The organism is Aeromonas sp. QDB20, assembly GCF_027707805.1.
In the GTDB taxonomy this organism is placed as follows: domain Bacteria; phylum Pseudomonadota; class Gammaproteobacteria; order Enterobacterales; family Aeromonadaceae; genus Aeromonas; species Aeromonas dhakensis.
In genome coordinates, this window is sequence record NZ_JAPCJC010000007.1 from 172,159 (window position 1) to 182,974 (window position 10,816).

At 63.5% G+C, this 10,816-nt stretch carries 13 protein-coding genes; 10 read left to right on the plus strand and 3 right to left on the minus strand.

The features are described 5' to 3' along the window. Positions 1-12 precede the first annotated feature (12 nt). The 4 genes from PG897_RS11620 to PG897_RS11635 all read left to right on the plus strand — a co-directional run bounded on the left by PG897_RS11620 (position 13) and on the right by PG897_RS11635 (position 3,376). Positions 13-534 (plus strand): MltR family transcriptional regulator, encoded by a 522-nt coding sequence (locus tag PG897_RS11620; protein WP_043169411.1) that lies wholly within the window; start codon positions 13-15, stop codon positions 532-534. Between the two features lie 167 nt (positions 535-701). Then, on the plus strand, positions 702-2,489 hold the full coding sequence (locus PG897_RS11625; protein ID WP_010635247.1) for a cation:proton antiporter: 1,788 nt from the start codon (positions 702-704) through the stop codon (positions 2,487-2,489). Continuing rightward, on the plus strand, positions 2,486-3,064 hold the full coding sequence (locus tag PG897_RS11630) for a DNA-J related domain-containing protein (protein ID WP_043169413.1): 579 nt from the start codon (positions 2,486-2,488) through the stop codon (positions 3,062-3,064). The genes PG897_RS11625 and PG897_RS11630 overlap by 4 nt, the downstream gene beginning before the upstream one ends. Positions 3,065-3,127: 63 nt before the next feature. After that, entirely contained in the window at positions 3,128-3,376 is a 249-nt protein-coding gene (locus PG897_RS11635) for a hypothetical protein (RefSeq protein ID WP_005308429.1), read from the plus strand. A 42-nt stretch (positions 3,377-3,418) separates the two neighbouring features. Here the strand turns inward: PG897_RS11635 and PG897_RS11640 are convergent, their stop codons facing one another. Both PG897_RS11640 and zntB read right to left on the minus strand, forming a co-directional pair. Next, the gene (locus PG897_RS11640; protein ID WP_005308424.1) at positions 3,419-3,937 is read right to left on the minus strand and encodes a mechanosensitive ion channel domain-containing protein; all 519 of its coding nucleotides are present in this window, start codon (positions 3,935-3,937) and stop codon (positions 3,419-3,421) included. A gap of 9 nt (positions 3,938-3,946) precedes the next feature. Next, positions 3,947-4,939: a zinc transporter ZntB gene (gene zntB / locus PG897_RS11645; protein ID WP_043169415.1), complete on the minus strand. Its 993-nt coding sequence runs from the start codon at positions 4,937-4,939 to the stop codon at positions 3,947-3,949. 100 nt (positions 4,940-5,039) lie between these two features. Between zntB and PG897_RS11650 the strand changes: the two genes are divergently transcribed. The 4 genes from PG897_RS11650 (at position 5,040) to PG897_RS11665 (ending at position 7,078) form a co-directional block, all read left to right on the plus strand. Continuing rightward, positions 5,040-5,492, plus strand: a complete 453-nt coding sequence (locus PG897_RS11650) for a YaiI/YqxD family protein (protein ID WP_005308419.1) — start codon at positions 5,040-5,042, stop codon at positions 5,490-5,492. A gap of 118 nt (positions 5,493-5,610) precedes the next feature. Then, complete coding sequence (locus PG897_RS11655; RefSeq protein WP_010635251.1) at positions 5,611-5,880, plus strand: PepSY domain-containing protein; 270 nt, start codon at positions 5,611-5,613, stop codon at positions 5,878-5,880. A gap of 48 nt (positions 5,881-5,928) precedes the next feature. Further along, positions 5,929-6,486 carry a cytochrome b/b6 domain-containing protein gene (locus PG897_RS11660; protein ID WP_005308410.1) on the plus strand — a complete coding sequence of 186 codons (558 nt, stop codon included), beginning with the start codon at positions 5,929-5,931 and terminating at the stop codon, positions 6,484-6,486. A 91-nt stretch (positions 6,487-6,577) separates the two neighbouring features. After that, the gene (locus tag PG897_RS11665) at positions 6,578-7,078 is read left to right on the plus strand and encodes a metal-dependent hydrolase (RefSeq protein ID WP_005308407.1); all 501 of its coding nucleotides are present in this window, start codon (positions 6,578-6,580) and stop codon (positions 7,076-7,078) included. A gap of 68 nt (positions 7,079-7,146) precedes the next feature. Here PG897_RS11665 and PG897_RS11670 read toward each other — a convergent pair whose 3' ends face one another. Beyond that, positions 7,147-8,352 (minus strand): NupC/NupG family nucleoside CNT transporter, encoded by a 1,206-nt coding sequence (locus tag PG897_RS11670; protein WP_005308404.1) that lies wholly within the window; start codon positions 8,350-8,352, stop codon positions 7,147-7,149. 564 nt (positions 8,353-8,916) lie between these two features. On the opposite strand from PG897_RS11670, the gene dbpA reads away from it, so the two are divergent. After that, positions 8,917-10,293: an ATP-dependent RNA helicase DbpA gene (gene dbpA / locus PG897_RS11675; protein WP_201882592.1), complete on the plus strand. Its 1,377-nt coding sequence runs from the start codon at positions 8,917-8,919 to the stop codon at positions 10,291-10,293. A 72-nt stretch (positions 10,294-10,365) separates the two neighbouring features. Then, positions 10,366-10,647: a YkgJ family cysteine cluster protein gene (locus PG897_RS11680; protein WP_017783608.1), complete on the plus strand. Its 282-nt coding sequence runs from the start codon at positions 10,366-10,368 to the stop codon at positions 10,645-10,647. Positions 10,648-10,816 lie beyond the last annotated feature (169 nt).

The window sequence follows — 10,816 nt, forward strand, 5'->3', positions numbered from 1 at the left end:
CCCAATGCACTTATGACCACACACCAGGAAGATGAAGTACTGGAACGACTGAACGAGCAGGATGGCCCCCGCGGCTTCTTTCTCGAAGTCGTGACCATCCTGGAAGAGGCGGTCGACTCCCTGATGCGACGCGCGTTCCGTCAGGAGGAGTATGCCGTCAAGTACGCCATCGAACCTTTGCTCAACCAGAGCGGCCCCCTCGGCCAGCTGGAGGTACGCCTCAAGCTCATCTTCGCCCTCGGCCTCATTTCCCTTGAGCGCTATCAGGATCTCGAGGCTTACCTGAAGATCCGCGACGTTCTGGTACGCGACCCCAAGGATTACCGCTTCAGCGACAAGCCGATCCGCGATCTGCTGGCGCGTCTGCACGGCGTCAGCCAGGGCGGCATGATGCCGCAGGAGGCCCCCGCCAACGAGGAGGACTGGCCCTTCTACCAGATGCAGCTGAACCGGCTCGATCAGGTGGTGCGCTCGGCGCTGGTGCTGGCGGTGGCCGACTGCGTCACCGAACTCCACAAAGAGAGCCCCATCTAATCCGGCTGGTGGCCGCAGCCAGCGGCCCTTGCCTCGCCTTCCCCGCAACCGTGACGCCCGCTGTCGCGCGACCCGCTTCTCCCCTTGCTCCCGCCGCCGGCTGGTGTCAATCTGACCATCTTCCCCACTACACTTCCTCCAGGTCCATTGCCCCAACCGAGGTCTGCATGATCGCTCTCTCCCTGGCCGGGATCGCCCTGGTCTCAGTGCTGGCCCAGTGGCTCGCCTGGTCGCTGCGGGTACCCGCCATCCTGTTTCTGCTGCTCACCGGCCTATTGCTGGGGCCGGTCGGCGGTCTGCTCGACCCCGATGCCCTGCTCGGCGACCTGCTGTTTCCGTTGGTCTCCCTGTCGGTCGCCATCATCCTGTTCGAGGGGGCACTGACCCTGCACCTGGCCGAGCTCAAGGGGATCGGCAAGGTGGTGCGCAACCTCTGCTCCACCGGCATGCTGGTGAGCTTCGCCGTCATCGGCAGCGCCGGTTACTTCCTGCTGGGGCTGGACTGGCGGGTCGCCATGGTGCTCGGCGCCGTGCTGGTGGTGACCGGCCCCACCGTGGTCGCCCCCATGCTCAACGTGATCCGCCCGACCCGGGAGGTGGACCGCATCCTGCGCTGGGAGGGGATCGTCATCGATCCCATCGGCGCCCTGTTTGCGGTGCTGGTGTTCGAGGCGGTGCGCCTCGGCAGCCAGGGGGATCTGGTCGGTCACACCCTGCTGGCGCTGGCCAAGACGGTGGGGGTGGGCTCGCTCATCGGGGTCGGTGCCGGCTGGCTCACCACCCTGCTGATCCGCAAGGACTGGCTGCCGGTCAGCCTGCACAAGTTCGGCGTATTGGCGCTGGTGCTGGTCACCTTCAGCCTCTCCAACTGGCTCAGCCACGAATCCGGCCTGCTGGCGGTGACCGTGTTCGGCATCTGGCTCGCCAATCAGGAGGGGCTGGATCTGGAGGAGGTGCTGGCCTTCAAGGAGGATCTCGCCGTCATCCTCATCTCCTCCCTGTTCATCCTGCTGGCGGCCCGCCTCGATCTGGCCCAGCTCTGGCAGCTCGGCCCCATGGTGCTGGCGCTGCTGTGCGTGGTGCAGTTCGTGGCGCGTCCGCTCTGCATCCTGGTCTCCACCTGGGGATCCGATCTCTCCTGGCGGGCCCGTGCCCTGCTCGGCTGGATCGCGCCGCGCGGCATAGTGGCGGCGGCGGTCAGCGCCTCCTTCGCCATCAGCCTGCATGAAGCCGGCATTGCCGATGCGGACAAGCTGGTCCCCCTGGTGTTTGCGGTGATCATCTCCACCGTGGTGCTGCAGAGCCTCACTTCGGCACCGCTGGCCGGGCTGCTCAAGATGCGCCAGAGCGCCCCCAACACCTGGCTCATCATCGGAGCCAACTCGGTGGCGCGGGCCATCGGCCGAGCGCTGGCAGATCAGGGGGTGCCGGTTCAGCTCTGCGATCCGGCCTGGGAGTTCTGCCGTCAGGCGCGGATGAGCAACCTGCCCTGCTACTTCGGCAACCCGCAATCCGAACACGCCGAGCTGCACCTGCCGCTCACCAGCATCAGTACCGTGCTGGCGCTCTCCCCCAACCGCCACAACAACGCCCTCGGCGTGCTGCACTTCGCCCACCTCTACGGCGAGGAGAAGGTCTACTCGTTGCGCTCCAGCGAACAGCACGGCAAGGCCAACCGGGAGAGCGCCACCTTCCGCGCCCGTCAGAACCTGTTCGGCCCAGACATCAACTACGCCCGGTTGAGCGGCCTGCTGAGCCGGGGCGGCCAGATCAAGGCGACCCGCCTGAGCGAGGCGTTCGACTGGGCCCAGTATCAGGAGGCCAACCCGGGCGCCATCCCGCTGTTCGTGCTGGATGGCAAGGGGCGGACCCGCATCGTCACCGGCCCCGTCGAGCCGCTGGCCGGGGAGCTGCTGATCGCCCTGCAGCCCCCCAAAGAGGGGGCCGGCCAGTGAATTCTGCCGAGCCGACCGCCAACCCGCTGCTCGCCCCGCTGCTGGCACTGCTCAGGCAGGCCAGCGGCAGCTACAAGGTGCACGAGCTGCTGGCCGAGCTGCGCCGCCAGGAGTTCATCCCGCCTCTGCCGGGGGACGAGCAGCAGCTGTTTCGGCTCAACTTCCTCATCATGAACGCCCTTTATCAGCTGCAGGCCGAGCTCCACGATGAAGGGTGGTGGCTGCTGATCAGCACCCTGGATATCCGGATCGAACCGCTCGCTCCTCGCAACACGGCAAGCGCCCTCGCCCGGGGCGAGGCGCTGCGCAGCTACTACCTCGACTGGCAGGTGTTCTGGCAGACCGACCGGGAGGAGGTGGAGGCCCTGCTCGGCAGCTTCTGGCGGGCCTACGCACGGGATGAACACAGGGCCGAGGCACTGACCCTGTTCGCCCTGCCGGCCGGGGCGGGGCCTGACGCCATTCGCCGCCGCTGGCGGGAGCTGGCACTGCAACACCATCCGGATCGGGGGGGCGATGCCGACACCTTCATCCGCCTGCGCTGGGCCTGGGAACACCTCAAGACGGCCAAATGAGCCGCCTGATGGCGGCCGCAACCACTAGACTTGAAGTGGCATCAAGCGTCACGGGAGGATGTCATGACAGTCAATGAACTTCGTCTGCTCTACCAGCAACAAGCCTTCAAGGAAGCCGAGATCCTGCAGGATGCCATCCTGCCCGGCTGGATCGTTGAGTTCAGGGGACAGGACGGCAAACTGTACGAGATGACCGACACCCTGGGTTGCCCCCTCAGCTTCGGCTCGGTCGAAGAGGCCCGCCAGCACGTGCATCTGGTGGCGGACTGCCCGATCCAGATCGAGCACCTCTACCGCTTCTTCGAACGCTGAGGGGCTGGCAGGCGCAAAAAAGGCTCCCACGGGAGCCTTTTCTCATTCCGGTTGCAGGGGGTCAGCCCCCTTTCCCTCCAGCCGTCTGACCGGCTTTTGCAGGATCAGGTTGGCGGGATAGGTGACCAGATCGCCGTTGTCATCGCGCACCCGCACATAGAAGAGGCCGATCTCGGTGATGACGCCGGTGACCGAGTCATCCTTGTCGAGGATCCGGATCCGATCACCAATCCGGTAGGGGAAGGCGAAGAAGATGGTGATGCTGGCGGTGATGTTGGAGAGGATCGACCACTGCGCCACCATGGCGACCCCCAGCACAGCGAAGAAGGAGGAGGCCAGCACCACCAGCCGCGAGAAGTCGAGCCCCCACACCCCGGCCAGGATCAGCAGGGTGGCGCAACCGAGCAGGAAGTGGAACACGTGCTCCACGTAGAGCACCCGGTTCTCGCTCACCTGCCGGCTCTGGCCGAGGGCCATCAGGCTCTTGTGAATGAGGCCGCGAATGAGGGTGTGGCCCAGCAACAGCAGCAGAGTCACGCCAAAAGATTCCCATGTGGTCATGTCGGCTCCTTACCACCAGCGTCTGTGTTTGAGCCAGACCGCCAGCCCGGCGGCCAGCGCCACCAGGGATCCACAGAAGATCCAGAAGGCGGTCGGGCTCTCGGCCCCGGGAATGCCCCCCAGGTTGATGCCGAACAGGCCGGTCAGGAAGCTGGCGGGCAGAAACAGCAGCGCCATCACCGACATCTGATAGGCGCGGCGGTTGGTCGCCTCCGCCATCAGGTTGTTGATCTCGTCCGCCAGCACGGCGGTGCGCGCCACGCCGGCATCCAGATCGTCGAGCCAGCGCCGCAGCCGGTCGGCGATGTCGAGCAGGCGCCGCCGGTCGTCCTCGTCCAGCCAGCTGATCTTCTCGTTGGCGAGGCGCGCCACCAGATCCCGCTGCGGCGAGAGGTAGCGGCGGATCATGATGAGCTGTTTGCGGATCAGCGCCAGCCGGCCGTTGGCAGGCAGGTCGCGCATCAGCACCTGCTCTTCCAGATCCAGGATCTGGTCGTGCAGCTCCTCGACGAACTCCCCGGCCCGATCGGTCAGGGCGTCGCAGATCTCCACCAGCCAATCGGCCGGGGTGTCCGCACCGCCCCCCTGCTTCAGCTGCTCGAAGACATCTTTTTCCGACAGCAGCGGCCGCCGCCGGCTGCTGATGATGAGATCCGGCGTGATGAAGATCCGCAGCGCCACCATCTCTTCGGGCCTGTGATCCTTGTTGTGGTTGATGCCGCGCAGGATCAGCAGCACCGTCTCGCCCATCCGCACCAGCTTGGGGCGATTGCTCTGGCCGAGCAGGGATTCGCGTGCCGCATCACCCAACAGTGGCGTCTGCAACAGCCAGCGCGCCGCCTCCGGGTTGCCATAGTCCAGATGCAGCCAGCCTGGCTGCGCTGCCGGAATCTCGCTGCCTACCGCCAGCGGCTGCATGCCCCCCCTGCCATCCAGGGTCAGGCCATAAATCACGTCACTGGGCACCCGATCCATCTGCTCGTCCTTCTCGCTCATGTTCATCGGCCCAGCTTACACCAAAGCCGGACCCGACTCAGCCCCGGGGCAGCCGGCCGCCCCCGGCCGTGCTAAGATGCGCCACTCGTTTCAGACACAGGAAGCCATGCCCATCTGGGTTGATGCCGATGCCTGCCCCATTCCGGTCAAGGAGATCCTCTATCGCGCCGCCCACCGCGCCCAGGTGGTGACCACGCTAGTGGCCAATCAGGGGCTGCGGGTGCCTCCCTCCCCCTTCATCAAGACCCAGCAGGTGGAAAAGGGCTTCGATGTGGCAGATCATGTCATCGCCCAGCAGGTCAAACCCGGCGATCTGGTGATCACCGGCGACATCCCCCTCGCCGCCCTGGTGATCGATGCCGGCGGCGAGGCGCTCAATCCCCGCGGCGAGATCTACACCCGCGAGACCATCAAGGCGCGGCTCGGCATGCGCAACTTCATGGAGGAGCTGCGCTCGGCCGGGGTCCAGACCGGTGGCCCGGCCCCCCTCAACGCGGCCGACAAGCAGCGCTTCGCCAACGCGCTGGACAAGTGGCTGGTCAGGGGCAAGCTGAGCTGAGCCCGCTCCCCGGCGCCCTGCCGGGGAGACCCGTCATCCCCTTCTGCGCTTAATTCTTTCTTAAGGGAGCTGAACTAACCTTGTGGCTGTTGACCCAACCACCCGCAAGGAGCAAGCAATGAAACTGACCCCCCTGTTGTTACTGATCCCTCTGTTGAGCAGCGCAGCCCTGGCCGATCCCCAATGCACCCAGGCCGACAAGAGCAAGTGGATGAGCGAAGCCGACGCCCAGCAGCAGATCAAGGCGATGGGCTATGACATCAAGAAGTTCAAGGTCACCGAGACCAACTGCTACGAGATTTACGGTTGGGACAAGGAGAAGCGCAAGGTCGAGATCTACTTCGACCCGACCGATCTGAAGAAAGTGAAAGAAGAGATCGACGAATAACGCCGCGTTGGGCCGGCAATGCGCCGGCCCCAGCCTTGGAGCCTTGCCATGACCCCTACCTCTGAAGTGAAAGTCTGGGATCCCCTCATCCGGGTGTTTCACTGGGCTACTGTCACCCTCTGCCTGCTCAACTTCTTCATCCTGGAAGAGGGCAGCAAGCTCCACAAATATGCCGGCTACGCGGTGGGCATCCTGCTCATCATCCGCCTGCTGTGGGGACTGATCGGCCCTCATTACGCCCGCTTTGGCCAGTGGTGGCCGACCCCGGCCCGGGTGCGCTACTACCTGCGCCAGCTGGCCAGCGGGCATCACCCCTACTACCTCGGCCACAACCCGGTCGGCGCCCTGATGATCTGGCTGCTGCTGCTGTCTCTGGTCGGCACCGTGGTCACCGGCTGGCTCACCACCTGGGATGCCTTCTGGGGCGAGGACTGGCTGGAGGAGCTGCACGGCATCCTCGCCAACACCCTGATGGCCGCCGTCGGTGTCCATGCGGCCGTGGTGATCCTGACCGATCGCCTCACCCGCAGCGACCTGGTGCGCGCCATGGTGCTGGGCAAAAAACGGGTGCCCGCCGACACCAAGGTGGAAGATCCGCGCAGTTAATGACCGGGTCGCCCGCCGGGCCCCGGTTTTTTGCTGCAATGGCCCGCGACACTGGTAAGATGCGCCGCCATTTTCCCATGTCGTAGCCATCATGACCGCCCAAGGGCACCTGCTGTTTTCCGTTACCTGCACCCTGATCGCCCACAAACTCCAGCTGACGCCGGCCCTGGCCGACGCCAGCCTGTGGCAGACCGTGCCCGCCGCCCTGGCCAGCGCCCTGCTGCCGGACCTCGACCACCCCAAGTCGGTATTGGGGCAGCGGCTGCCCTGGATCTCGAAACCCCTCTCTCGCCTGTTCGGTCATCGCGGCTTCACCCACAGCCTGCTGGCGGTGGCGGTCGCCATCTGGGGGCTCAACCAGCAGTTGCCGCCCGATACCCTGCCGGTCGGGGTCAAAGATGCCCTCATCATCGGCTACCTCAGCCACCTGCTGGGGGACTGGCTCACCCCGGCCGGCATCCCGCTCTTCTGGCCCAGCAAGCGCCGCTACCGGCTGCCGGGCTGGCCGCTCAGAAGCGGCGGCGCCCTCGAGACCGGCTTTTGCACCCTTACCCTGCTGGCCGCCGGTTACTGGGCCCACTGGCCCGGCTAGGTAGTCGGCCGCCAAAAAACAAACCCCTGCCGAGGCAGGGGTTTGTCGTGGTAGAGCGGGTGGATGACTTACAGCATCACACCGGCGATCACGGCGGAGAGCAGGCTCACCAGGGTAGAACCGTACACCAGCTTCAGACCGAAGCGGGAGACCATGTTGCCTTTCTCTTCGTTCAGCGCCTTCACCGCACCGGCGATGATGCCGATGGAGCTGAAGTTGGCGAACGACACCATGAAGATGGAGAGGATGCCGACGGTGCGCGGAGAGAGCTGGGCCGCGATCTTGCCCAGATCCATCATGGCCACGAATTCGTTGGTCACCAGCTTGGTCGCCATGATGGAACCGGCCTGCAGCGCTTCACTGCCCGGGATGCCCAGGATCCAGGCGATGGGGTAGAAGATGTAACCCATGACATGCTGGAAGTTGACGCCGAACGCCATCTCGAACAGGTAGTTGATGAGGGCGATCAGGGCGATGAAGCCCACCAGCATGGCACCCACGATCACCGCCACGGTGAAACCGGCCATGATGTACTCGCCCAGCATCTCGAAGAAGTTCTCTTTCTTCGGGGTGTGGTGCTCGTCACCCTCGGACAGCGCCTTGGCGTCGGTCACGGTATTGTCCGGCTCATAGGGGTTGATGAGCGACAGCACGACGAAGGTGCTGAACATGTTGAGCACCAGGGCGGCCACCACGTAGCGCGGCTCGATCAGCTGCATGTAGGCACCGACGATGGACATGGAGACGGTGGACATGGCGGTGGCGGCCAGGGTGTACATCTGCTTCTCGTTCAGGTGCGGCAGTATGTTCTTGAGCGCGATGAAGTTCTCGGACTGGCCGACGATCATGGAGCTGATGGCGTTGAAGGATTCCAGCTTGCCCATGCCGTTGATCTTGGCCAGCACGGTACCGATGCCGCGGATCACCAGCGGCAGCAGACGGATGTACTGCAGGATGCCGATCAGCACGGAGATGAAGACGATGGGCATCAGCACCATCAGGAAGAAGGAGAAGGCCCCTTCATTGACCAGGCCGCCGAACACGAAGTCGGTCCCCTGCTTGGCAAACTCCATCAGCTTGGTGAAGCCGGCGGCAAAGCCACCCACTACCGCCAGACCCACTTCGGAGTTCAGCATGAACCAGGCCAGCGCCAGTTCGACCACCAGCAGTTGGCCGATATAGCGCGGCTTGATCAGTTTCCAGTTGCGGCGGTTTGCCAGCAACGCCAGAGCGAGGACCATGACGAGTCCGAGCACAAAGTGAACGTATTCCATACCTGTAGCACCTGAGTGAATTGTAATTTTTGACCGGCGCCATCATAGACATTTGCATATTTAAAAATTCAGATAGCCATCACAATCTGCGGTAAAAATATGCATGTTGGATAATACAAACGTTTTTAAATTAATTAAACGCTCACACAAGCATCCAATCATTGTTCAATAAATAACAAAACACAATATAAACAATCACTTAAAAATAAATCATGTATTTGTAAACTCCTGTTTTCACAGCTTAATTACATTCACTTAATACTCGCAAGGCCGCGCAGAAGTGGTCAGAACAAATTTACGACAAATTTATTTAATCAAGGTGGAGTGAAAAACGTTTATCTTATTTGCGATGAATGTAGACGGTGCCAAATACATATTTCCGCGACCGCGAACCGCTGCTCCGGATTGCCAGGGGGCAGTCGGTGAGCCGGCCCCTTGCCACCGGGCTGACAGTCACGAACAGAAGCAGTCGCTCAAATTTGCAGCACATCCAACGGCGGATTCTGGTACAATGCGCGCCCTTGCGCCCGGCGCAGCCCGTTTTCTCCCATATAGAGTCCTTTTGTGAACAACGAATTTAGCAGCCTGAACCTCTCCCCCGCCCTGCTCGAGAACCTCGCCAGCCTGGGTTATCTGCAGATGACCCCGATCCAGGCCCAGAGCCTGCCCCTGGTACTCGACGGCAAAGACTTGATCGCCAAGGCAAAAACCGGCAGCGGCAAGACTGCGGCCTTCGGCCTCGGCCTGCTCTCCCGCCTTGACGTCAACCGGCTCGAGGTACAGGCGCTGGTGCTCTGCCCGACTCGCGAGCTGGCGGATCAGGTTGCCACCGAGATCCGTCGTCTCGCCCGTACCCTACCCAACGTCAAGCTGGTGACCCTGTGCGGCGGCACCCCGACCGCACCGCAATCGGCCACCCTGAGCTTCGGTGCCCACATCGCCGTCGGCACCCCGGGCCGGATCCTCAAGCACCTGGAGCAGGGCACCCTGGCGCTCGACAGCCTCAAGACGCTGGTGCTGGACGAAGCGGATCGCATGCTGGACATGGGCTTTGGCGAAGACATCAACCGGGTCATCAGCCACGCCCCGCGGGATCGCCAGACCCTGCTCTTCTCCGCCACCTATCCGGAGGGGATCGCCCAGATGAGCCGTGGCGTGCAGCGCAACCCGGTGGAGGTGAGCGTGGAGTCCCTGCACGAGGAGAGCGCCATCGAGCAGAAGCTGTATGAAGTGCCGACCGGTCAGCGCCTCGAGGCCCTCGGCTGGCTGCTCAGCCACTATCAGCCGGGCTCCTGCGTGGTGTTCTGCAACACCAAGCGGGCCTGCAACGACGTGGCCGATCACCTGGCCGCCAAGGGCTTCTCGGCCCTGGCGCTGAACGGCGATCTGGAGCAGCGCGAGCGGGATCAGGTGCTGGTGCGCTTCGCCAACGGCAGCGCCACCATACTGGTGGCCACCGACGTGGCGGCCCGCGGGCTGGATATCAAGGAGCTGGGCGCCGTCATCAACTACGAGCTCACCTACGACCCCGAGGTGCACGTGCACCGCATCGGTCGGACCGGCCGCGCCGGCCAGCAGGGCCTGGCCCTGAGCCTCTATCAGCCGAACGAGGCCCAGCGCGTCAACATCATCGAGGAGTACCAGCAGGCCCCGCTGCCGCTGGGGGATCTCGATGCCATCAGCCGCGCCATCAAACCCATAGCCCCGCAGATGGTGACCCTCTCCATCGATGCGGGCCGCAAGAGCAAGGTGCGCGCCGGTGACATCTTGGGCGCCCTGACCGGCGAAGGCGGCATTGCCGGGGCCGATGTTGGCAAGATCCAGATCGCCGAGCAGTACTCCTACGTGGCAGTCAAGCAGGGCGTAGCCAAGGCGGCGCTCAAGCGACTGCAGGAAGGCAAGATCAAGGGTCGCAGCTACCGTGCCCGCAAACTGGGCTAAGGTTCAGACCACAGGCGCCCCAGCGGCGCCTGTTTCATATTTATCCGTGCCCATGAGAACAAGGCAGGTGCCATGACGACCCCAGATGTGAGCTGCCAGAACTGCGAGGCCTGCTGCTGCCGCCTCGAAGTGATGCTGTTTACCGATACCGGCGTGCCGGATCGCTATGTGGAAGAGCGGGAAGGTGAAGTGCCGGTGATGCACCGGCTGGAAGATGGCTGGTGCGCGGCGCTCGATCGCAACACCATGATGTGCCGCATCTACGAAGTCCGTCCCCTGATATGCCGTGAATTTGAAATGGGCGAGCCCGACTGTATCGACGAACGGGACAAGTGGTTTATCAAGCTCGATTGAGCCGCCCCTCGATCGCAACACCATGATGTGCCGCATCCATGAGGTACGCCCCCTGATCTGTCGTGAGTTCGAGATGGGTGAGCCGGACTGTATCGACGAACGGGACAAGTGGTTTATCAAGCTCGATTGAGCCGCCCCTCGATCGCAACACCATGATGTGCCGCATCTA

Bases quoted from the DNA above. Each gene is read 5' to 3' on its own strand.
- PG897_RS11620 (WP_043169411.1), top strand. From the start codon at position 13: ATGACCACACACCAGGAAGATGAAGTACTGGAACGACTGAACGAGCAG.
- PG897_RS11625 (WP_010635247.1), top strand. From the start codon at position 702: ATGATCGCTCTCTCCCTGGCCGGGATCGCCCTGGTCTCAGTGCTGGCC.
- PG897_RS11635 (WP_005308429.1), top strand. From the start codon at position 3,128: ATGACAGTCAATGAACTTCGTCTGCTCTACCAGCAACAAGCCTTCAAG.
- PG897_RS11640 (WP_005308424.1), bottom strand. From the start codon at position 3,937: ATGACCACATGGGAATCTTTTGGCGTGACTCTGCTGCTGTTGCTGGGC.
- zntB (WP_043169415.1), bottom strand. From the start codon at position 4,939: ATGAACATGAGCGAGAAGGACGAGCAGATGGATCGGGTGCCCAGTGAC.
- PG897_RS11650 (WP_005308419.1), top strand. From the start codon at position 5,040: ATGCCCATCTGGGTTGATGCCGATGCCTGCCCCATTCCGGTCAAGGAG.
- PG897_RS11655 (WP_010635251.1), top strand. From the start codon at position 5,611: ATGAAACTGACCCCCCTGTTGTTACTGATCCCTCTGTTGAGCAGCGCA.
- PG897_RS11660 (WP_005308410.1), top strand. From the start codon at position 5,929: ATGACCCCTACCTCTGAAGTGAAAGTCTGGGATCCCCTCATCCGGGTG.
- PG897_RS11665 (WP_005308407.1), top strand. From the start codon at position 6,578: ATGACCGCCCAAGGGCACCTGCTGTTTTCCGTTACCTGCACCCTGATC.
- PG897_RS11670 (WP_005308404.1), bottom strand. From the start codon at position 8,352: ATGGAATACGTTCACTTTGTGCTCGGACTCGTCATGGTCCTCGCTCTG.
- PG897_RS11680 (WP_017783608.1), top strand. From the start codon at position 10,366: ATGACGACCCCAGATGTGAGCTGCCAGAACTGCGAGGCCTGCTGCTGC.